We start from the raw sequence: 21,901 nt of genomic DNA on the forward strand, positions 1-21,901 counted from the left end.
AGCAGCAACAATGTCATCGACTTCATGGAGTCCGAGGGCTACTTCCGTTTCAAGGCGGACTACTCCATCAGCTCCAAGGAGTTCTACGACATTTACAAGCAGTGGTGCGAGGACAACGCCTGCCACAGCGTATCGGCGATTCGTTTCAGCGCAGAGCTGCGCCAGAATGACCGCCGCTACAATCTTGAAGCCACCAACAACATCTATCTGCCCGGTGGCCGCAGGGTGCGGGGTTTTGTAGGCATCGAACCGCTTGTCCACCCCTGTCCGTAAAAAGTGCATTTTTTCACGGAAGAAGTTCGTACAACCTGTACGGTCTGTACTTGTACGCACTTGTACGGCAGATTGTAGAAAATTAAAACGTATTATCGCTTATATTTCGCTTGTCCGTACGCCGTACGAACCGTACAGGTTATTTGAACTCCGTACGCAATTTTTTCAGATGCGTACGGAGCAATCAAGTTCGCATTGTGCGAACTTGATTGTAACTCTCCCGCAGGAGACGTTTCCCCTCGGAGAGCCCACTACACTTTGCAGACCGCAGGGATGAAAGTGTCATAGTGGGTTATTACACTTCCGCAGAAGTGCATCTCCGTTCCCCGTCACCTCCCGATGAACCTTGAAAGGAGGGATGCCTTTTGGCAAGAAATGATGGTATTGACCGCACCAGTGTCCGAAATCTCGCCGTTTCGGATAAGGCTGTTGGCAACACCCAGCAGCACAACGAGCGTGAAAAGGACAGCTATCGGAACCCCGACATTATCCCCCAGCGCGCTGCATGGAACGTCCACTTCAAGAAGCCAACCGCCAGCTATACTGACCTGTTCGCCCAACTGGAAGCCGATGGAACCATCTCCACGCGCGGCCTGAAGCCGGATGCCACCCATTACTGCGAACTTGTCTTTGATGTCAACTCAGCCTACTTTGACAACCACGGCGGCTATGAGTTCGCCAAACAGTTCTATGAGGATGCCTACAGAGCAGCCGTTCAGATCGTTGGTGGTGAGCAGTATATCCTTTCGGCAGTCATGCACTCCGATGAGATCAACCGTGCCATGACCGAAGCACTAGGCCGGGAGGTCTACCACTACCACCTCCATGTGGTCTATGTGCCTGTGGTTGAAAAGCAGATCCTCTGGTCGAAACGCTGCAAGGACAAGGCGTTGGTCGGCACAATCAAGGAGACCGTCATGCAGGTCAGCCGAAGCAAGAAGTGGGCATCCAAGCCCTTGCTGGACGATGCCGGAAAGCCTGTCCTGCAAAAGAATGGCAAGCCCGTCCTGAAGAAGTCGTACAGTGTCCTGCAAGACGATTTCTTCAACTATATGCGCAACGCCGGGTACACGGATGTAGAGCGCGGTGAACGCGGCAGCACCGAAGAACACCTGACCGTCACCCAGTTCAAAGTTCAGAGGGAGCAGGAACGGCTGGACACCCTGACTGCTCAAGCCGACCAGCAAGCACAGTCGCTTGCTAAAACCTGTCAGACCCTCTCCAAAAAGGAGAAGGAACTTGCCGCTGTTCAGAAAAAGACTACACTCACGAAAGAAGCCCTCATTCATGCGCGCGATCTGGATTATATTGGCAAGCGCACATTCCTCGGCAACTATTCGCTGACCGAAGAAGAATTTTCCAAGCTAAAAAAACAGGCTGACCACGGCTATATGATGGACGTGGAGAACCGTCGCCTGAAAGAAGAACTTTCCACGGCCAAGAAGGAGGCCGTTCGTTGGAGCAACAAGTACCACGACCTGTGGTACGACGTGAAACCCTATCTGGATGCTATGCGCCGTGCGCCAGAACTGGTGCGCGGTTTTCTGGAAAAGATTCTTGCCCCCAAGCAGGAGTGCACCATGAATGTGCCACAGCGAAACCGCAGGCATGGGCAGGATATGGAACTTTGATTTTCGGAGGATACTGAATGGATAATAGAAGCACTGATATGATGAACGATGCGATTGACCTTTGCTCCTGTTATGAGCCTATTTGTGAACCACCTGTCAATTTACTCGAAGAATGGCAGGATTCGGAGTACGCGGGTCCCGAACCTACTCTTGAGAACACGTCTTACTATGTTAAAGAGCCAGACGGTACGCTCTATTTTTACTGTGGCAACACCAAAATCAAAATGACCGAACATTTCGCAGAAAATGGAAAATCAGTCGGCACACTGCTGGAAGATGTGATTCAGTATTCAGCTAACCGATGCGCCTGATGATAAAAACGAATTGAATCCAGCCCACACTTACGGTATAATGGAAGCAGAAGTATTGTAAGCGTGGGCTGTTTCTTTTAAGAAGGAGGCTCTACTATGAAACAGCCTAACAATACGATGATCTATAACACTGCACTGTACCTTAGACTAAGCCGTGACGATGAATTGCAGGGTGAAAGCGGCAGCATCCAGACCCAGCGCATGATGCTTCGTCAGTATGCAGAGGAACACGGGTTGACCGTTGTTGGCGAATATATCGATGATGGTTGGTCTGGCACCAACTTTGACAGACCGGGCTTTCAACGGATGATCGACGATATTGAGGAAGGCAAAATCAACTGCGTTGTAACAAAGGATTTATCCCGTTTAGGTCGAAACTATATTCTGACAGGTCAGTACACGGAGATCTACTTTCCGAGTAAAGGTGTCCGCTATATTGCTGTCAACGATAATGTGGACACTCTCAACGGCGAAAGCGAACTCGCTCCGTTCCTGAACATCCTGAATGAGATGCACGCTCGCCAGACCAGCAAAAAAGTCAAGGCCGCTATGCGGACAAGATTTGCGAACGGTGCGCACTATGGTGCATACGCTCCTCTGGGATATATCAAAGACCCCGACAAGTCAGGGCATCTTCTGGTAGACCCGGAAACGAAGTGGATCATTGAGAAAATCTTTGATCTTGCGGTGCATGGACACGGTGCGGCCAGCATCACCCATATTTTAGTAGATGAAAAGGTTCCCACTCCCGGCTGGTTGAATTTTCAGCGGTATGGCACATTTGCTAACATCTATGCAGGAGCGTCGGAAGAGAAGTCCTACGCATGGACGGTAGCGCAGGTCAAAAGTATCCTGAAAGAAGAAACCTATATCGGTCACAGCGTTCACAATAAGCAGAGCAACATCTCTTTCAAGAACAAGAAAAAGGTGCGGAAGCCGCAGGAGGAATGGTATCGTGTGGAGAACACCCACGAAGCTATTATCTCTGCGGATGTGTTCCGACAGGTGCAGGAGCAGATTGCTCATCGCCGTAGAAAACAGAAAGACGGAACAACGCAAATCTTTTCCGGGCTTGTAAAATGTGCGGATTGCGGCTGGTCGATGGCCTATGGTATGAATAAGCAGAACAAAAAGCCCTACGGCTATTACCATTGCAGCAAAAACGGACAGGGCCTTCACCAATGTTCCATGCACTATATTCGATATGATGTGCTGTACACCTATATTCTGGCAAGAGTGCAGTATTGGTCGCAGCAAGCACAGCAGGATGGAGATAAACTCTTGCAGCGTTTACTGAATGCCAGCGACAAAGAACGCAACACCGCCAAGAAAAAACAGACTGCCGAACTCAAAAAGGCCACAAAGCGTAAGGCAGAGGTGGACAACCTGTTCGCCAAAATGTATGAGGACTGGTCTGTTGGACGCATTACGGAGTACAATTTCAATATGCTGTCCGAAAAGTATCAGGCAGAACAGCATGAACTGGACGAAAAGATTCAAGAACTTCAAGCCGAACTTGATGCAGCCGTTCAGACCGCTGTTGACGCTGAAAAGTGGATTGAGTTGATGAAAAAGTACGTCAACCCCACACAATTGACCGCCGAACTTCTAAATGCTCTGATTGAAAAGATTCTCATTCACGAAGCTGTCAAGCATGAAGATGGCACCAGAGAACAGGAAGTTGAAATTTTTTACCGTTTTATCGGCAAAGTCGAGTGACGCATTATAAAAGGGTGTGCAATCGAACGGTTGCACACCTAGTACATAACCAATATCTTTAAGTGAGGGATTCTCCCCGTTCCCACTTGCTGACGGCCTTGTCGGACACGTACAGCGTCGCGGCAAGCTCCTTCTGGGTCATCCCCTTTTCTCTGCGCAGCTGTGCCAGAAAATGGCCGAATGCAGCCTTGTCCAGTTCGTACATACGTTTTGCCTCCTGTCGGACGTTCTTCGTCCGTTTCTGGCTTCATTGTACCGGTCCGCACCCTCCCGTGCAACCGACGCGCAGTAGAATCAGCGCTCTTTCGTTTCTTTGTGTAAAATTCCTAATGTTTCACTGGTAATATTATTCTACCACGTTTCGGCGCGGACTCAATCCTTGTCCCCTGTGGGTTTATTCTGCCTCTTCATCCAGCGGTAGAGCAGGATGCAGACGATGCTGGAGAACAGCGAGCCGCAGGCCGGGGCAAGACCCATCGGCACGAGGGTCTGGGGGAAGAACCGGCAGGCCAGCCATGCGCCCGGCACACGCACCAGCAGGATGGAGAGGGTGTTGTGCAGAAACGACAGCCCCGACCTGCCCCAGGCGCAGAAATAGCCGCTGAAGCTGAACTGGATGCCCGCAAACAGGCAGTCGAAGATGTAGCTGCGGATGTAGGCCGCACCGGCCTTCACCACCGCCTCATCGGAGGTGAAGGGCCGCACCACACTGGGGGCGACGAACTGCATCAGAAGGGCCATCACCGCACCGAAGCCCACGCCGATGGTGATGGCGTACCGGAGGATGTCGTCCACCCGGTCGTACTTGCCCGCGCCGATGTTCTGGGCGCCCAGCGCCGACACGGTAGAGAGCATGGAGCTGGGGACGAGGAAGAGGAAGCTGATGATCTTTTCTACGATGCCCACCGCCGCCGCGTCGGTAAGGCCGCGCTGGTTCGCCATGATGGTGATGAGCATGAAGGACACCTGAATAAAGCCGTCCTGCGCCGCCACCGGCAGGCCGATGGAAAGGATGTCTTTCATCGTGGCCTTCCGGGGGCAAAAGTCGCTTTTCGACAGTCTGATGCTCTTGCGCTTCAAAATGACGCAGAGGGCCAGCAAAACGCTCACGGCCTGCGAGAGCGTCGTGCCAAGTGCTGCGCCTGCCGGGCCGAGGCGGAGCGCCCCCATGAAGAAGAAGTCCAGCCCGATGTTCACCACGCAGGCCGCGGCGATGAAGTACATGGGGCTTTGGGAGTCGCCCATCCCCCGGAAAATCGACGCCAGTACGTTATAGGCTGTGATGCAGGGGATGCCGATGAAGCAGATGGTGAGGTAGGCCGCCGTGCCGGCCACGGCCTCCTCCGGGGTAGAGATGAGCCGGACGATGGGGTCCACGAGGCCCACCAGCGCCGCCGCCAGCACCACAGAGCCCACCATAAAGAGGGTGACAGTGTTGCCGATGACCTTCGCGGCCTGCTGTTTGTCGCCTGCGCCCACGGACCGACCGATGCAGACGGTGGTACCCATCGCCACGCCCACCAGCATCACGGTGAGCATATGCATCACCTGACTGCCGATGGAGACAGCGGTGGTGCTTGCCACCCCCTCGAACCGGCCGATGATGAAGAGGTCTGCCATGCCGTAGAGGGTCTGCAAAAAGTACGAGAACAGATAGGGCAGCGAGAAAGTGAAGATGTTTTTCAGCACGCTGCCGCTGGTGAGGTCTTTTTCCATGTATTCCGTTCTGCCTGCCCTCTCCCCTCCCCGCGCACCAGGATTTGCGCCGGAACTGCAGGCAGGCTTCCTTTCCATGCTTTATAATAAAGCACTTCATTGTTGTAAAGTCAAGGAGCAGAAAAAGCGCCGCACAGTTTCCCGTGCGGCGCTTCACCGTTCTATATCGATCGTCCGAAAGGCCGAGCAACCCGATAAAATAGCCTTTCATGCCCCGGCAGAGGGCCTGCTCGATCAGGCCCGCCCGCCGGAAGGGATCAGGTTCAGGACTCGAAGACCTTCCTGACCGCCGGGCTTGCCTCGATGATGCGGACCAGCAGAACGCCCAGCACGGTGCAGCTGATGAGCTCACCGATGCCCACGGAGATGCCGTTGGTGACGCAGGCCAGCCAGAGGGGTGCGCTGGAAGAGGGGTCCGGGAACATCACCGCGATCTCGATGCCGATGATGACGGCATTGAAGACCACCGGGGGCAGCGAGGCCGCAAGGGCCAGACCCTTGAAGCGGATGTTCCGCAGCTTGTAGGTCACGAGGCAGGCCAGCAGGGTGGCCAGAGTGCCGAAGATGACGTCCACGATGGTGGAGCCCAGCAGGTTCGCCAGGAAGCAGCCCAGCACTACGCCGAAAATGTACTCGGCACCAAACACGGGCAGCAGGCAAAGCGCCTCGGCCACACGCACCTGCACCGCGCCGTAAGAGAACGGCTGCAGTGCCATGCAGAGCACGACGTAAAGGGCTGCGACCATGCCGCAGCGGGCCAGTTTACGGACGGAAAGGTTCTGATTTTTCATAGTATAACTCCAGCGGTTTGATTTTGACCGCGCGGGGACCGCCAGCCCCCGTGGGTTTGGCCCGGCATGGTTCGAGACATGCCGGGGAGCCTAAAATCCTAAGTTGCTCTTTAAGGAGCCGTACCCGCAGGCACAGCGTGAAAAATTATACCATAGTTTGGGCCGGAATGCAACGGCGATACGAAAAAAGACTGCCGCACAGCAGCAGTCTTTCCGTGATATGCTCAGTCCCGGGGCTTACCCACATAGACCAGCGCAAGGGTGTCGGGGCCGGTGTTGGCCGAAACGACGCCGCCCAGATTGAAGGTAGTGAGCGGAGCCTTGCCGAAGGCTTTGCGGCAGGCTTTTTCCAGCTCAGCGGCCTGGGGGATGGAGGTGTGGCCGATCATATAATCGAAGTCCTCCACGCCCTCGGTGCGTTTTTTGCACAGGTCGATCATGGCGGGGATGACCTTGTCGTCGCCGCGCACCTTGCTCTCCACCCTGGTCTTGCCGTCGATGAGGGTGATGATGGGACGAATGCCCATCAGCTCGCCCATGACCGCGGCGGCGGCAGAGATGCGGCCGCTCTTCTTCATCTGTTTGAGGCTGTAGGGTCCGAGGATGACCTCCATCTTGTTCATCTGGGTCTCAAACTCGCTGATGACGTGGCGAAGCTCCGCGCCGTTCTGCAGTTTGCGGGCCATCTCGCACAGATACCAGCCGAACACCATCGAGTAGGTGTGGGGGTCGAGCAGATGGATGTTCAGGTGGTGTTCCGGGCGCTCCTCCCTCAGCATCCCCTGCGCCATGACGGCGTTGTTGTAGGTGGAAGAACCGGAGCGGTTGATGGGGACATGGATGACATCGGTGTAGCCCTCATCCACATACTGGCAGTATTTCTCACAGAACTGGATGGGGGTGATGGCAGCCGTGGAGGGGATGCCCTTGGCGGCGCGCATCTTGTCGTAGAACTCCTCGGGGGTGTACTTTTCACGCTCCACGATGTCTTCGTCGTCCAGCAGGATGTGGAAGCCCATAATGTCGATGCCGTATTTCTCGGCCAGCTCCTGCGGGATGTCGCAGGAGGAGTCGGTCAAAATCGCGATTTTGCTCATAGTGTTCCTCATTTCCATTCGTAGTCTCGCAGGTGGCCGTGGTCCAGCAGCTCCGGGAAGTCCCACTGGCGCAGTACCTCGTATACGCCCACGGCGACGCTGTTGGACAGGTTCAGGCTGCGGCAGGTGTCCCGCATGGGCATCCGGATGCAATGCTCCTGATCGGCTGCCAGCAGCGCTTCCGGCAGACCGGCATCTTCCCGCCCGAACACGAGGTAAGCCCCGTCCGGGTAGGCGATGTCGGTGTAGCGCTGGGGCGCTTTGGTCGTAAAGTAGTAGAAAGGCCCATCGTTCTTCGAGAAGAAGTCATCCAGACTGTCGTAGTAGCTGATGTCCAGATAGTGCCAGTAATCCAGCCCGGCGTGCTTGAGCTTCTTATCGTCGATGGCAAAGCCCATCGGCCCCACCAGATGGAGGCGGCAGGCCGTGCAGGCACAGGTGCGGGCCACGTTGCCGGTGTTCTGAGGGATGCGCGGCTCCACCAGAACGATGTTCAGGGTCGGTTTTTCATTCATCGCTGTTTACTCCTCCCGCATCGGACACAGGCGGGGCAGCAGCGGCTCGAACCAGACGCCGAAGCGGGTGTCCTGGTCGCAGGGCGTTTTCTGGATGGCCAGCGCCACGAACTCTGCCGCGTTGTCTGCCGCCGCGCTCAGGGCATTGCCCTGGATGAGCGAGCCGATGAGCACCGCACCGTAGAGGTCGCCCGTGCCGGGGAAGCTGCGGGCAATATGCAGCTTCTTGACCACGAAGCGGTCGCGGCCTGCACCGGCGCAGGCGATGTACTTGTCCAGTTGCAGGCCGGTGACCACCACGTTGGGGGTCAGCGACGCCGCCAACTCATCGGCCAGCGCCCGGGCGCCTTCCTCGTCCAGCTGGGCGGGCAGCTCTTTTTCCAGCAGCAGGCCGGCCTCGGTGGCGTTGGGCAGGATGAGGTCGGCCCGGCGGCAGAGCTGCCGCATCCGGTCGATGAAGGCCGGGGTCACGGTAGAGTAAGCCTTGCCGTTGTCGCCCATCACAGGGTCTACCACCTTATAGGCCGATGGCCAGAGGTCAAAGGCCTTTTCGGCCAGCGCGGCCTGCTCCTCGCCTCCGAGGTAGCCGGTGTAAATGCAGTCGAAGCTCAGCCCCAGCTCCCGGTAATGTTCCAGTGCGGCCTCGCCGTAGGCGCAGCCGTCCAGACGGGCCGGTGTCCCGAAGCCGCCGGTGTGGGTGGAGAGCACCACCGTGGGCAGCGCCACCGGCTGGACGCCCATGACGCTGAGCACCGGCAGGATGACCGCCAGACTGCAGCGTCCCACACCGGAAAGGTCATGGATGCAGAGAACTTTTTTCGGTTCCGTTATCTTCAGCAAAAAAGAAACCTCCTTCGCAGAATATGCCTTTTCCCATAAACCAAGCCAGCCCATAACCGGCCCAGTTTATCAGCATATCATACAGTATACCACATTTTCCTGCACAAAAAAAGCGTATAGTGAATCCTTTGGCGGAAATACTATCCTCGCAGCCCAAAAATTTTGATTCGAAGGGAGTGCCTCCTATGAAAAACGAACACACAAGCTCCACTGCCCCGCTCCTGATCGGCATGGCCGCCGGTGCCGCACTGGGTGCCGCCGGCGTCATGGCCACCAACACGAGCCAGCGCCAGATGCGCCGCACCGCCCGCAAGATCGCCAAAGGTGCCGAGCACGCCGTGAGCCAGCTGGACAAGATGGTGGGCGACTTCGTGGAGCGCAAGATGGAGGGCTGACGGCCCCCGCATCGCGCAGAAAGGCCGGGACAGAGGGTTCTCCCCTGCCCCGGCCTTTTGTTGCAGCAAAAAAGCCAGCAGATAAATCTGCTGGCTCTTGGTCCAGCAGAGCTGGACAAATCCGAACTTTTTCCTTCTACCCCATCAGCCGTCAAAGCGTCCTCAAATCGGACGGTTTGGGTGCCATCCTTGTAGTTGAACGTGATTAGCATCCGGTCATCGTACAGGAAAATGGCATTTATAAAAATTTCAATCAGCGCTTTCCGCTGCTTTTTCTGCGAAATATCGAACTTTCTGAATTTCATCAGCCAGAATCGGATGAAATCCTCATTGAAGCTGGGCTTCTTCAATTTTTCATCTGCGATTTTTACAGTCAGCTCATCTTTCTGGATTTCCAGCGCTTCCAGACGCTCTTTCGTTGTCCGGGTGTACAAGCCGTCCTCGATTGCCTTCATCAGGTTGTCCAACTTTTTGTTGACCTCTCGCAGTTGCTTTTCCAGCAGCGGGATCGTGGTGTTCTCCTGATTCTGGACATCCATGACCAGTTGAACGATCTTGTCGATCATCGCATCGTCCTGAATCAGCTTCATGGTCTCCCGGACGACCAGATCTTCCAGCCAGTCCTTCTGCACGGTCTTTTTATTGCAGCCCTTGCGGCGCTTGACGTTGGCACATTTATAATAATAGTAGGTGCGTCCGGTGGCACTGGTTCCGCTTTCGCCGAACATCAGCGCACCACACTTGCCGCAGAGCAGCTTGGTGGTCAGCAGATATTCCTCGTCTGCCTTGCCACAGGCAGGGGCACGCTTATTCTTATCCAGACGCTTCTGCACCCGGTCAAACAGGTCTTTCGGAACAATAACCGGAATTGCATCCGGCACAACGATGTCCCGGAAAGACAATTCTCCAATGTACCGGCGGTTCTTCAACATGGTGTTCACACTACTGTGGGTCATTTTGCCGCCCAGCATATTGCGGACGCCCTTATCGTTGAGGAAGTTTACGATTTCCACCATCTTATCACCGTTGTCATACCGCTGAAAGGCTTCCAGCACCAGCGGAGCAGTCAACGGGTCAAGATGATAGAACTTGGCATCGTCGATTTTATAGCCAATGGTTCCCGTACCGCCAGTGCACTTACCCTTCAAGGCGTTCTCGGTCTGACCACGAATCACTTTTTCGGACAGCTCTGCCGAATAGTATTCTGCCATACCCTCTAGAAGGGTTTCCACCAGAATGCCCTGTGAACCCTCAGCAATGGGTTCCATAACGGAAATCAGGTGGACACCGTTCTTTTTCAGGATCATCTTATAGTTTGCGCTATCAAAACGATTCCGGGCAAAGCGGTCAAATTTCCAGACGAGAACAACATCAAACAGCTTCTTGCCGCTGTCTTTGATCATCTGCTGGAACTCCGGGCGATTGTCCGTTTTTGCAGAGAATGCACGGTCAATGTAGTGCTTGATGACCGTGATGCCGTTCTTTTCCGCATAAGCCGTACATTCCCGAATCTGCCCTTCGATGGATTCTTCGCGCTGGTTATCGCTGGAATAGCGGGCGTAAATTACGGCGGTCATAGACTCACTTCCTTTTTCTTATCGAACAGACGGGTAGCTTTTTGCATACTTGTAGATCTGCCGTGCACAGTCAAGGCTCATTTTGCTGGAATCGTTGTGTTTGAGCCATGCATTCACATTGCCCGGATTCAGCCTCAGGTCAGTGTAAAGGCGATAATTCGTCAGTTTCTTTTTCTGCTGAAGTTCCAATACCCGGCGATGGATCAGTTCTTTCGTGTCATTGTCCGCAAGGGCGGCATCCCGCACCGAGCAATAGCTGCGCCAGACCTTCAAATAGCCCTCCGGCAGTTCAGGAGATTGTTTTTCCAAGAGCAGCAGCATTTTCGCCAGCAAGTAGCGATTAGAAAGCCGCTCATATTCCGCAACGACCGTGCTGTTTGCAGTATAGTGGAGCAATAAATCTACTTTATCATAGGCCAAAGCATAGAGAAACAGCGGTTCTTTCAGGCGGGGATTCTCGCTCAGACAATCTGCCAGCTTATGAATACTAGCCGTCTGCACCCCGGAAAGCTCTGCCACATACTGCTTCAAGAAGCCCTCAAATGTCAGCTTTCGCATGGTCTCCACCTCTCCACATACTCCTGATAACGGATATAAAAATCCCGATACCGCCAATCGTTCAAGATGCTGGCTTTCAGTTCATCTTCATCCGTTGCAAGGTGTTCCAGCAAGTCCCAATCCAAAGAGTTCCGCACAGCTTCGCTCTCTACGTCTGCCTTGTCAGTATCCCGGAACGAGCAGAGCTTTGCAATCACCAAATCCTCCAGACTGGGTGTGTAGAACTGTACCTTTGTTCCACCAAAGGGCAGCGGCTGGAGCCGGTCTTGGAAGTTATACGGGAAATTGTCGATGTAAGCTTCCACATCGGTGTTGATGTCGTACTTGCCGAGCAAGCTATACAGTTCTTTCGGAACACTCAAGGCATCAATGTCATGAGTAGCGCGGGTCAGCTTGCCCAGCAAAATAAACGCACTGCCGCCTACGATCACCATCTGATAGCGGTCGTTATTGTCGATCATCAGATCTGCGTCTTCGTCCAGACGTTCCAGACGCTTGCGGAGGTCATCTAAGATCATCTTGCCCATAAAACAGCCTTTCGTATTTTCAATAATAGTATTTTCTAAAATCATTTTACAGAAAAGGAATCCGATTGTCAAGCACAAATCAACGACATTTCATACAATTCATACTACCATGTTGTCAGTTCACATCTCACACTGGCTAATGATCGTGCTGATTGCCGTATCATATGCCACCGGTGGATACTTAAATTTTTTCAGTAAGTGTTTCACCATCTTACGCATACTCGCACGGGCAGTTTCTTTTTTTGCAGGTCTATTACGCTCGCATTACTGAATTTCTGCGTTTCCAGCCATCTCCATTGCAGCGTTCGATTGACACAGGTTGAGTTATCGGCAGATACAGCAAACACAACGGGCGGCTCTGGTAACAGAGCTGCCCGTTGTGTTCGTTTATGAAAAGGAGAACTTAGATCTCATACCACTTGATCTCGTTTGCGTCCAGATGCAGCGCAAAGCTGCTGCCGCCGGTGGTGTAAACGGTGGTATCCTGCGGCTCGTAGGTGTTGTTCACCACGCAGTACTTGCCGTTTTTGACGTAGGCGTGCACCTCCACGTTGTAGTTGGAGCTGAACCATGTATGCAGCTCTTCCTCACTGTGGGCGCTCCACAGGATAGCACGGTACAGGGTACGGCTGTTGGCAAAGCTGTACGGCACGCCGCTGATGTACACGGCACGCCCCTTGCCAAAGTCGTGGGCGGCCATCTGCACTTCCTTGTTCCGCTGCACCAGCACCTCGGTGCCTTCGAGGGCGTAGATGTTCTTTTTGCCCTCGCCAAAGTCCACGGGCTGGTCGGCGTCCTGCAGGATAAAGTGGTCGGGGTGCTCCTCCCAGTTGTATTTGTCGTAGTTCAGGGTGAAGCCGTTTTCTTCCTCCACGCCCAGCACAGTGGCAAGCTGGAGAATGTGGCCCTGATACGGGTGACCGGAAGGCTCACCCACGCCGATAAAGCCGCCGCCGTTCCAGACGAACTTGCGGATAGCGGAGGAAATCTCCGGGTCTTCCCACCAGATGCCGCCGGTGTGTGCGGTGTCGGCATCGCCGACATTGATAATGACATCCAACGAATCCAGCAGATGCGGGTCGTTCTTGATATCCTCAAAGCTGATAAACTTCACATCAAAGGGCGCACCGGACAGCATCTCAATGACACCGGCATAGCTATAGTTCTGCTTGTAATAGAGGGCGTGATGCACCATGTGACAGCCCCAAGCCCGCATTTTACCCCAACAGTTCAGCACGGCCACTCGCTTGACACAGTAGGGTGTGGTACCCTTGATGTTCTCGTACAGTTCGCGGAACTCGTTGCAGACGCTCTCCACGTAGTCCACGAACTCCGGGAACTGCAAGGCCAGTTTCAGATAGCCGCCATAGCCGATGCGGTCGATGGGCTTGCGCAGGATAGCGCGGCGGGCTGTAACCCAGTTCTCCTTGGCTTCCCGCACCGGGTCGCCGCCCTCGTGGAAGGTGTCGGGGAAGAAGTACGGCAGGAAACGGCCCTCGGTGTACTTCACGCCCTCAATGTCAGAGATCAGGCGCAGGGTGGAGCCGTTGCCCACGCTGCCCACCACGGCATCCAGGCCGATGGTCTTGAACTCTGGCATGAAAGGTTCGGTGCCGATCCAGTGATCGCCGAGGAACATCATGGCTTCGCACCCGCACGCGTGGGTGATGTCCACCATCTCCTTGGCAAGCTTTGCCACCTCGCGGCGCTGGAAGGCCTGAAAATCCCGAAATTCCTTGCTGGGCACCCGGTACTGGTTGTTATAGTAGCCCTGATCGATGATGTACTCCGGGCGGAACTTGTAGCCCACTTCCTGCTCAAACTGGTTGAGGATATAAGGGCTGACCGAAGCAGAGTAGCCATACCAGTCCACGAACTTCTCCCGCTTCAGCTCGTCGAAGATCAGGGTGAACTGGTGGAAGAAGGTGGTGTAGCGGATGACGTTCACATACGGATGCTCCTGGATGAACTTCCGCAGACGTTCCATCGAATACTTGTGGGTCTTGGGCTGACGGACATCAAAGGTGATCTGATGCTCAAAGTTCGTCCATCCGTTGGTGGTGGCATTGTACATGTGTACCGGATCCCAGATGAGGTAGGCCAGAAAGCTGACCGTATATTCATGGAACGGCACGGCCTGCACGGTCACGCTGCCGTCCGCATAGCTCCACTTTTCCGGCGGCACGGGCTGGCCGGTGGTTCGGTCCATGACCTCCCACCAGCGGGTGATGTCATCGTTGGTGTTCACCTGCATCAGCTCCGGGCTGATGCCCTTCATCAGCGGGATGGTCACGGTGTCGCCGGGAGCGGTGTAGAAGCCGGTCATGATGTAGCACTGCTGTACCTCGTCCGGGTTCGCCTTGGCCCATGCGTTGTCCTTGCGGGTGGTATAATAGGTGGAGTAGATCTTTGCATCGGCATCCTTCAGCTGCTGCGGAAAGTCGGTGCCGTCGCAGTCGCGGATGGCGTCTGCACCCCACTTTTTCAGAATTTCCAGCGTTTCGGGCACCACGTCCAAGTCGGTGGGGATTGTCACGCGCCCGGACTTTCTTGTTTCATCCATAGGGATTCTCCTTTACCTCTCTCTTATCCTCAATCCTGATAGGTCGCATTGTAGATGGCCAGCACTGCCAGCAGCAACGCCACGCCCAAGAGCATAATGCCAAGACCAGCCAGCTGCCCGGTCATTTTCCAGCCTGCGACCACCAGTGCAATGGACAGCACAAACAGCACGATCATCAGCACGATGCGCAGGGCAGGATTGTTTTTCCAGAATGCTTTCATCGTTTGTCACCTTACCCTTTCAGACCGCCCACGGTCATGCCCTGCGTCAGCTGCCGCTGCACGCAGATGTACAAAATCAGGGTGGGCAGCATCACCAGCACTAAACCGGCATACATGGTGCCGTACTGCGCCGCACTCTGCTGGGCCTGCATCAGGTTCAGCAGGCCGACCGGCAGGGTGCGGGGTGCGCTGGTAGAACTCATGAGGGTCATGGAAATGATATACTCGTTCCAGAAGGACAGGAAGTTGAACAGGATAATGGTGATGATGGACGGCTTTGCCATGGGGAAGATGATGCGGGTCATGGTGGAGAAATAGCTCGCACCGTCGATGTAGGCCGCCTCCTCAAAGTCGTGGGGCAGGGTGGCAAAGTAGCCCGACAGCAGGTAGATGGTAAAGGGCAGCGCGGTGGCGGCGTATACCACCGCCAGCACCACCAGATTGTTCAGCAGAAAGCCGCTGCCGAAATGGCCTTTCAGCCACACATCGCTGTCCCGCAGCATCAAAAAGATGGGCACCACGATGTAGTTCACATTGATGAACAGGCCCGCCATGAACAAGGTGTTCAGTATCTTGCGCCCCTTGAAGTGGAAGCGGGACAGACAGTAGGCGGCGGGCAGGGCAACGACCAGCAACAGTGCCAGCGCCAGCGCGGTGACGATGACCGAGTTGAGCATATATTCGCCCATTTTCGCGCCGTTCCATGCGTTGACGAAGTTCTGCCAGTAGAACCCGGCGGGCAATGCCCAGGGGTTGCCGTAGAACTCGGCGTTCTGCTTGATGGAGGCCATGAACACCCATGCCACCGGCACGATGATGGTCACGGCCAGCAGAACCAGCACAAAATAGATGAAAAACTTGTACAGACCTTCCGCAGAGCGGGAAGATTTTTCGGTGGTATTCTGCATCTTCTTCCCTCCTTAAAATTCCAGCGGGTCACGGCTGGTGGCCTTGTTGACACAGGCGGACAGCGCAAACGAGAACAGGAAGATGACCACGCCGATGGCCATACTATAACCATACAGGCCAGCGTCTTTCTGGCTGTACATATAGCTCAGCGCCACATCCGATGCGCCGTTGGGCCCGCCGCTGGTCATGGCCTTGACAAACAGGAACGCCATGTTAATGGTGGAGATAATGAAGAAGGTCAGGGTGGTGCGGATGTTCGTCCAGATGAGGGGGATGGTGATCTGGAAGAACTGGGTCAGCCGCCCGGCACCGTCCAGATTGGCGCTCTCGTACAGGCTGATGGGCACGGCAGACATGGAGGCCATGTACATGACCATGTAGTAGCCGATGGCCTGCCACACCATGGCAATGATGATGGAGGGGATGACCAGTTTTTCGCCCTTCCACAGGATGGGGTCGCTCATGTTGCGGAACAGGCCGATGATGCTGTTCAGCATGCCATTTTCCGGCTTATAGATGGCAGAGAAGATGCCGGAGATGACGACCACCGACAGGATGTTGGGGATGTAGAAGATGATGCGAAAGAAGTTCTGCCCTTTGATCTTTTCGCGGGTCAGGATGGCTGCAAACACCAGTGCAAACGCAAAGGTGACGATGGTGACCACCACCACGAGCAGGATCATATTCTGCATGGAGCGGATGAACTGGGTATCTTTCAGCAGATGCTGGAAGTTTTTGAGCCCCACAAAGGTCTCGTTGGGAGAATAGGCACCTCGCTCATACAAACTCATGCGGAACACGTTGAGGGTGGGCAGGATCATAAAGAGGAAAAACAGGATGGTAGCCGGTGCCACACAGAGGAATACGAACCGTTTGCGGCTTTTATCCGTTCTCATAGGGGATTGACCGCTCCTTTCTTGATGGTACTGTACAGCCCAAAAAAGCGGAGGCGGTAAAAACCGCCCCCGCTGGGCAGGGCTTAATTACTCGATGATGTTGGCGCGCATCTGGTCGCTGGCGGACTTGATGCCATCGATCCACTGCTGCTCGGTCATGCTGCCGGAGACCAGCGAGTTGACGGGATCGAAGAACACGGTGCGGACTTCCACGCCGGGGATGGCGCTGAAGGCTGCAAAGTTGCCCATAGCTGCCTTTGCGCCGTTATCATAGATGGAGTAGAACATCTTGTTGTCGCCGTCCAGATCATCGGCAATGCCCAGCACAGGCTGGATCGCACCGCTCTCGGCGAACAGCTTGCAGGCTTCGTCACTATACAGGTACGCCACGAACTGCTTGGCTGCATCCAGATGCTCAGCACCTGCCGGGATCCATGCCTGCTCGAACCAGGTGTAGCTGTAGCTGTCGCCGCCGGCCTTGACAGCGGGCAGAGCGGTCATGCCCCACTCAAAGCCGTCTGCACGGGGTGCTTCGGCCATCTCGCCCACGATCCAGGTGCCGTTGGGCATAAACAGGGCCTTGTTGTCCAGCACCAGCTGCTGGTTCTGGGTAAAGTCCTGATCGTTGGCCTGTGCGGGGGTGATGGGGTTGGTGTAGGAAGCCAGCTTTGCCACGATATCAAAGCAGGTCTTTGCCTCGGGGGTGTCCCAGATGCCTTCTTCGTAGTGGGTAGCCTTGTTGAAGAAGTCGGGGCCGCCTGCGGCGTACATCAGCGCGTAGAAGAAGGCGTCGAAGTAGCCGGTGGTGGGGTAGGTGAACAGGTAGGTGCCCTCAGCGGCAGCCTTGTCGCCCAGTGCCCACATCTCGTCCCAGGTCTTGGGCACGTCCCAGCCCTTTTCCTTCAGGAAACCGGCGTTGTAGAACAGGCCGCAGGGGCTGTAGAACATGGGGGCCAGATAGGTCTTGCCGTCGCCGTAGGGGTTGGTCAGGGAGGTGTCGGTAAAGCCGCCGGCGATCTTCTCGCTCACCTTCTTGCTCTCGCCGGGCACGGTCATGCTCAGAACATCGGTGATGTCCGCGATCAGGTTGCCCTTGATGAACTGCTCGGTCAGGGCAGCCTCACGGCCGGTGGCCAGATGGATCACATCGGGGTAATCGCCGCCCTGCATGGAGGGGCCGATGACGTCCTCCAGCTTCTTGTCGGTGGTCAGCTCCACCTTGATGCCGGTCTCAGCAGTAAAGGCCTCGGTGACCTTCTTCCACATCTCAGCGCCATAGCCGGTCTCGATGGCGGCAACCTTGATGGTGACGTCCGCAGCCACTGCGGAAGAAGTAGCGGCAGAAGATGCCGTGCTGGACGCGGTGGAGCTGGCAGCACCACCACAGGCAGCCAGGCTCAGTGCAGCGGCACCCACGCCAGCCACTTTCAGAAAATTGCGACGAGAAATGCGTTTCATAGTGTATCCTCCATCATAAAGTTCCGTTCAAAACACAGCCGGGGCAAACAGGCTTCGTCCGAAGGGGCTGTGGTTTTTTCTGCTTCCAATATAGAGGTTTTTACGGTTCGCAACAAGGTCTTTGTTGTTTCATTTTTTAGAAATATTGCTTTTTTGGAAATTCTTTCAGCAAAAGCAATAAAATTTGTACTGTAGTTTTGGTACATTTTCCCCGCCTGTAACCAGTTTGACATATTTTTTGCACTATATCGAAGGCAAAAGTATTGAACCCGTCCAAAAATCAGGGCTTGCATTTTTTCTTCATTGCCTCTATAATGAGAAAAAACGCACGAAAAAACGCATCGTTTTTAGGCTTGCATTTTTAGTATCTTGCTTTTATTTTTATAGTTTTTGCGTTTTGCCTCAAAAGGAGCCATTTATGAGTACCGAGCGATTTGATATCCGCCATGCTCCCGCTCCACGGGAATCCTTCCGGCTGCTGTACATTAGCAAAAGCAAATTTGGCGGCGATTGGAACAGTACTGCCCACACCCATTCCTGCACAGAGCTGTTCTACTGTCTGAGCGGAGAAGGTCAGTTTTATCTAAGCGGTCAGCTTTATCCGGTCAAACCGGATGATATGATTATCGTCAATCCGCAGGTAGAGCATACCGAGTTGAGCCTGAATGCTTCACCTCTGGAATACATTGTATTGGGCGTTGCTGGCATCGAGATCTTATTTGGAAAATCAGATTCTTCCTACGCCATATTCAACTGCCGGGAAAATCGGGAGCGGATGGTGACGCTGCTCCATATGCTGCTGGCCGAAGCTGACCGCAGTCTGGACGGCTGCGAAACGGTCTGTCAGGATCTGCTGGAAGTGTTGCTCATCTGGCTGGTGCGGTGTACCACGCTTTCTTTGCAGGTAGAGGAAACGCCCCGCTCCGACAGCCGGGAGTGTGTGGAGATCAAGCGGTATCTGGACAGCAACTACCGCGAAGATATCTCGCTGGATGCCCTTGCCGAAATCGCCCACATCAACAAATACTATCTGGCCCATACCTTCCAAAAAGAGTATGGCATCTCTCCCATCACCTATCTGAACCGCCGCCGCATCGAGGAAAGCAAGTATATGCTGGGCAACACCGGTTACAGTCTGGCGCAGATCAGCGAGTTGATGGGCTTTTCCTCTCCCAGCTATTTTTCCCAATGCTTCCGCAAGGCGGAAGGCTTGACCCCCAATGAATACCGCCGTCAGGTGCGGCAGGGACAACGCCCTGCCCCGTCAAAACGGCATGAAGTATAACGAAAACGAGAAATTTATGATGAAATCCGTTCCCTTTCTCTGCTCCAGTCTGCTGCAAATGCCTTTGATTTTGGCGGGCCTGTGCTCTGCGATGCTCACCACTATGGTGAGGGGCACATCAACGACACCTTTGTGGTCTGGCGGGAAGATCATTCCAAACGCTTTATTTTGCAGCGCATCAACACAGATACCTTTACTAACCCGGTGGGCCTGATGGAGAATGTCTGCGGCGTGACCCGGCATCTGCGGGCAAAAATTCTTGCCGAGGGCGGCGACCCAGCACGGGAAACGCTGAATGTCATCCCAACTTTGTCGGGGTCGACTTGCTATCTGGATGCAGACGGCGGCGCATGGCGTGCCTACAACTTTGTAGAAGATACTATCTGTTTGCAGCAGGTCGGCAGCGAAACCGACTTCCGCACCGTGGCCGAGACACTGGGCAAATTCCAGAACCAGCTGGAGGATTACCCGGCCTCCACCCTCCACGAAACCATCGCCCGCTTCCACGACACGCCCAACCGCTATGCCAATTTTGAAAAAGCCCTCGCCGCCGATGCACTGGGCCGGGCAAAAAATATCACGTCGGAAATCGAATTTATCCATGCGAGGGAGCAGGACTGCTATGTCCTGCTGGATCAGCTGGCAGCTGGCGAAATTCCTCTGCGCGTCACCCACAATGACACCAAGATCAACAATGTCCTCATCGATGCCGCTACCGGAAAAGGCATCTGTGTCATTGACCTCGACACCGTGATGCCGGGACTTTCGGCCTACGACTTCGGCGATTCCATCCGCACCGGTGCCAACGACTGCGCTGAGGACGAACCTGACCAGAGCAAAGTCCATTTTGACCTGCATCTGTACGAAGTGTTCGCCAAAGGGTATCTCTCCACTGCCGGGGCATCCATGAGCATGGCAGAAAAAAAGAGCCTTGCATGGGGTGCAAGGCTCATGACACTGGAATGCGGCATCCGTTTTCTGACTGACTATCTGGAGGGCGACCATTATTTCCATATTGCTCGCCCGGATCACAACCTCGACCGCGCCCGCACCCAGTTCACACTGGTGCGGCAGATGGAAGAGGTTTTCGATCAGATGCTGGAAATCGTCTGTCCGGACAATCACTGATTTCGCAATCTCCTCCATTCAGATACAGCAAGAAGCATGGACGCTCTCCTTTTCGGGGGCGTCCATGCTTCTTTTTACAGCTTATCCCTACTGCGCCATGACCTCACACTTTGTGTGGGCGAGCCGGACAACACCGCTGCACAAACAGGGGCAGGAACTTCGTTCGGAGCAAACGGTGACCTCATTACATGAGCAGAGCCCCGCTACTTATTTTTTGCGTCTTAATAATTTGGAAACATTTGTTGAAAATGCGTTTTGAGCGCAGCGGTAGAGGGCAAGAACCGTCCCGTGGCCACAAATTTTCAATTCTTGAAAATGTTGTGTTCCACCGGGACTTCACTTCTTCAATGCGTCTGCATTTCCGAAGTGATCTTGTTGGGGCGTGCCTGCCCCAAACCCTGCTCATAGTTCGCGCCTGATGGCGCGAACAAACGGCGTGTCGTGCTTTACATAACTTCACCGAGGAGTTATCGAACAGACAGGAGGTACAATGACCAAAACGAATGTTCAACCGATTCCCAGCAATTCCCAGCACCACGACACGCCGAACAACAAAACGCACGTCATCAAGTTCCGTGTGACAGCGGAGGAAAAAGCGTCACTGGAACTCACTTGCAAACTCCTGAATCTCTCCCTCTCCACTTTCATCCGCCGAGCCATCCACAACGTCAAAATCGAGAAACCGGTCATCGTTGCCGGCGGCGGAGAAGAAACCCTGACCGCTGTTTCCACTTTGCTTGCCCAGTGCAGCAAGGTGGGCGGAAACCTTAACCAACTTGCAAGGCACTTCAATTCCGGCGGTGCGGACACCGAGCAGATCCGGGCGAAACTCCTTGACGAACTTGCAGACCTGACCGCATTCCGGCTCAGCGCCGAGAAAGTTCTGGGTGAACTGTATGGCAACGCTCAAGCATACCACGACTCGCTGGCAGTAGTGAAAGACCTCGATGGTCGCATGAAAGCCAACAAAGCGCTGCGCTATCATGTCGCAGCCTATACCAGCACCAAGAATGTCGCACAGCAGTTAAAGACCGCCAAGCGACCCGCAGCCTTTGAGGAGCAGCACCGTGCAGAGCTGACAGCGTACCGGGCGGCAGCAGCCTATTTCAAGGCAAACAACCTCACCAAGCTGCCCAGCCCGAAAAAGCTGGAAGCCGAGTATTCGCAGCTGGCATCCGAAAAGGCAAAGTTTTACGAGCAGTACAAGGAAGCTAAAGAGGAACTGCTCAAGCTGAAAACCGCAAAGCAGAATGTTGCGTCCTTTTTCCGGGAGGAAGAACCGGCGCAGCAGGAGAGATAAAGAAGTGTGCATATGATCAACCTGAAAATCGACCCGGAGTTCCAGTCCCAGATTCCCCCTCTGACCGATGATGAATTTAAGCAGCTTGAAGAAAATATCCTGAAAGAGGGCAAACTGCTCTCTCCTTTGATCGTGTGGAACAATACACTTGTTGACGGTCACAATCGTTATGCGATTCTTCAGAAGCATCC

Annotated in this window: 21 protein-coding genes, 3 pseudogenes and 1 riboswitch; of the genes and pseudogenes, 8 read left to right on the forward strand and 16 right to left on the reverse strand. The window is 54.6% G+C overall.

Annotation, left to right across the window (positions count from 1 at the left end; translation table 11 throughout):
- The 4 genes from AAAU26_RS03000 to AAAU26_RS03015 form a co-directional block, all read left to right on the forward strand.
- The coding region (locus AAAU26_RS03000; RefSeq protein ID WP_489705577.1) for a primase-like DNA-binding domain-containing protein at positions 1 to 273 on the forward strand (273 nt) is incomplete at its 5' end.
- A gap of 365 nt (positions 274 to 638) precedes the next feature.
- Entirely contained in the window at positions 639 to 1,904 is a 1,266-nt protein-coding gene (locus AAAU26_RS03005) for a plasmid recombination protein (protein ID WP_227619541.1), read from the forward strand.
- 17 nt (positions 1,905 to 1,921) lie between these two features.
- Entirely contained in the window at positions 1,922 to 2,215 is a 294-nt protein-coding gene (locus AAAU26_RS03010; protein WP_097782879.1) for a hypothetical protein, read from the forward strand.
- A 96-nt stretch (positions 2,216 to 2,311) separates the two neighbouring features.
- Positions 2,312 to 3,934: a recombinase family protein gene (locus AAAU26_RS03015; protein ID WP_097782878.1), complete on the forward strand. Its 1,623-nt coding sequence runs from the start codon at positions 2,312 to 2,314 to the stop codon at positions 3,932 to 3,934.
- 64 nt (positions 3,935 to 3,998) lie between these two features.
- On the opposite strand, the pseudogene AAAU26_RS03020 reads toward AAAU26_RS03015, so the two are convergent.
- The 16 genes and pseudogenes from AAAU26_RS03020 to AAAU26_RS03095 all read right to left on the reverse strand — a co-directional run.
- A pseudogene (locus AAAU26_RS03020) lies at positions 3,999 to 4,139 on the reverse strand (helix-turn-helix domain-containing protein); the annotation flags it as partial.
- A 167-nt stretch (positions 4,140 to 4,306) separates the two neighbouring features.
- Positions 4,307 to 5,650: an MATE family efflux transporter gene (locus AAAU26_RS03025; protein WP_227619543.1), complete on the reverse strand. Its 1,344-nt coding sequence runs from the start codon at positions 5,648 to 5,650 to the stop codon at positions 4,307 to 4,309.
- 263 nt (positions 5,651 to 5,913) lie between these two features.
- A complete protein-coding gene (locus tag AAAU26_RS03030) occupies positions 5,914 to 6,441 on the reverse strand; it encodes a QueT transporter family protein (RefSeq protein ID WP_015564872.1) in 528 nt (175 codons plus the stop codon).
- 7 nt (positions 6,442 to 6,448) lie between these two features.
- Positions 6,449 to 6,550, reverse strand: a riboswitch (PreQ1-III riboswitch).
- A 115-nt stretch (positions 6,551 to 6,665) separates the two neighbouring features.
- A complete protein-coding gene (locus AAAU26_RS03035; RefSeq protein WP_320443585.1) occupies positions 6,666 to 7,556 on the reverse strand; it encodes a DegV family protein in 891 nt (296 codons plus the stop codon).
- Positions 7,547 to 8,053, reverse strand: a complete 507-nt coding sequence (locus AAAU26_RS03040; RefSeq protein ID WP_227619545.1) for a tRNA (cytidine(34)-2'-O)-methyltransferase — start codon at positions 8,051 to 8,053, stop codon at positions 7,547 to 7,549. The genes AAAU26_RS03035 and AAAU26_RS03040 overlap by 10 nt, the downstream gene beginning before the upstream one ends.
- Before the next feature lie 6 nt (positions 8,054 to 8,059).
- A complete protein-coding gene (locus AAAU26_RS03045; RefSeq protein ID WP_227619546.1) occupies positions 8,060 to 8,893 on the reverse strand; it encodes a pyridoxamine kinase in 834 nt (277 codons plus the stop codon).
- Positions 8,850 to 10,865, reverse strand: coding sequence for a recombinase family protein (locus AAAU26_RS03050; RefSeq protein ID WP_227619547.1), 2,016 nt, complete (start codon positions 10,863 to 10,865; stop codon positions 8,850 to 8,852). The genes AAAU26_RS03045 and AAAU26_RS03050 overlap by 44 nt, the downstream gene beginning before the upstream one ends.
- 18 nt (positions 10,866 to 10,883) lie before the next feature.
- Positions 10,884 to 11,423, reverse strand: a complete 540-nt coding sequence (locus tag AAAU26_RS03055; RefSeq protein WP_227619548.1) for a transcriptional regulator — start codon at positions 11,421 to 11,423, stop codon at positions 10,884 to 10,886.
- Positions 11,411 to 11,950, reverse strand: coding sequence for a DUF6036 family nucleotidyltransferase (locus AAAU26_RS03060; protein WP_005927020.1), 540 nt, complete (start codon positions 11,948 to 11,950; stop codon positions 11,411 to 11,413). The genes AAAU26_RS03055 and AAAU26_RS03060 overlap by 13 nt, the downstream gene beginning before the upstream one ends.
- Positions 11,951 to 12,070: 120 nt before the next feature.
- Positions 12,071 to 12,193: pseudogene (locus AAAU26_RS03065) on the reverse strand (type I restriction enzyme endonuclease domain-containing protein); the annotation flags it as partial.
- A 160-nt stretch (positions 12,194 to 12,353) separates the two neighbouring features.
- Positions 12,354 to 14,513 carry a 1,3-beta-galactosyl-N-acetylhexosamine phosphorylase gene (gnpA, locus tag AAAU26_RS03070; RefSeq protein ID WP_227619550.1) on the reverse strand — a complete coding sequence of 720 codons (2,160 nt, stop codon included), beginning with the start codon at positions 14,511 to 14,513 and terminating at the stop codon, positions 12,354 to 12,356.
- A 29-nt stretch (positions 14,514 to 14,542) separates the two neighbouring features.
- A complete protein-coding gene (locus tag AAAU26_RS03075) occupies positions 14,543 to 14,734 on the reverse strand; it encodes a DUF6903 family protein (protein WP_149794688.1) in 192 nt (63 codons plus the stop codon).
- 11 nt (positions 14,735 to 14,745) lie between these two features.
- Complete coding sequence (locus AAAU26_RS03080) at positions 14,746 to 15,642, reverse strand: carbohydrate ABC transporter permease (protein ID WP_158396891.1); 897 nt, start codon at positions 15,640 to 15,642, stop codon at positions 14,746 to 14,748.
- Positions 15,643 to 15,654: 12 nt separating this feature from the next.
- Positions 15,655 to 16,539 carry a carbohydrate ABC transporter permease gene (locus tag AAAU26_RS03085; RefSeq protein ID WP_227619551.1) on the reverse strand — a complete coding sequence of 295 codons (885 nt, stop codon included), beginning with the start codon at positions 16,537 to 16,539 and terminating at the stop codon, positions 15,655 to 15,657.
- Between the two features lie 87 nt (positions 16,540 to 16,626).
- A complete protein-coding gene (locus AAAU26_RS03090; RefSeq protein WP_227619552.1) occupies positions 16,627 to 17,997 on the reverse strand; it encodes a carbohydrate ABC transporter substrate-binding protein in 1,371 nt (456 codons plus the stop codon).
- Positions 17,994 to 18,290: a hypothetical protein gene (locus AAAU26_RS03095; protein WP_227619553.1), complete on the reverse strand. Its 297-nt coding sequence runs from the start codon at positions 18,288 to 18,290 to the stop codon at positions 17,994 to 17,996. The genes AAAU26_RS03090 and AAAU26_RS03095 overlap by 4 nt, the downstream gene beginning before the upstream one ends.
- A gap of 125 nt (positions 18,291 to 18,415) precedes the next feature.
- Here AAAU26_RS03095 and AAAU26_RS03100 point away from each other — a divergent pair, with 125 nt between their 5' ends.
- The 4 genes and pseudogenes from AAAU26_RS03100 to AAAU26_RS14595 all read left to right on the forward strand — a co-directional run.
- Entirely contained in the window at positions 18,416 to 19,282 is an 867-nt protein-coding gene (locus AAAU26_RS03100; RefSeq protein WP_227619554.1) for a helix-turn-helix domain-containing protein, read from the forward strand.
- An 81-nt stretch (positions 19,283 to 19,363) separates the two neighbouring features.
- The gene (locus tag AAAU26_RS03105; protein WP_349180912.1) at positions 19,364 to 20,410 is read left to right on the forward strand and encodes a phosphotransferase enzyme family protein; all 1,047 of its coding nucleotides are present in this window, start codon (positions 19,364 to 19,366) and stop codon (positions 20,408 to 20,410) included.
- 490 nt (positions 20,411 to 20,900) lie between these two features.
- Positions 20,901 to 21,326: pseudogene (locus AAAU26_RS03110) on the forward strand (plasmid mobilization protein); the annotation flags it as partial.
- Positions 21,327 to 21,722: 396 nt separating this feature from the next.
- A partial coding sequence (locus tag AAAU26_RS14595) for a ParB N-terminal domain-containing protein (protein WP_489705578.1) occupies positions 21,723 to 21,901 on the forward strand: 179 nt, incomplete at its 3' end.

The sequence above is a fragment of the Faecalibacterium longum genome (assembly GCF_040094125.1).
GTDB classification, from domain to species: Bacteria; Bacillota; Clostridia; order Oscillospirales; family Ruminococcaceae; genus Faecalibacterium; species Faecalibacterium longum.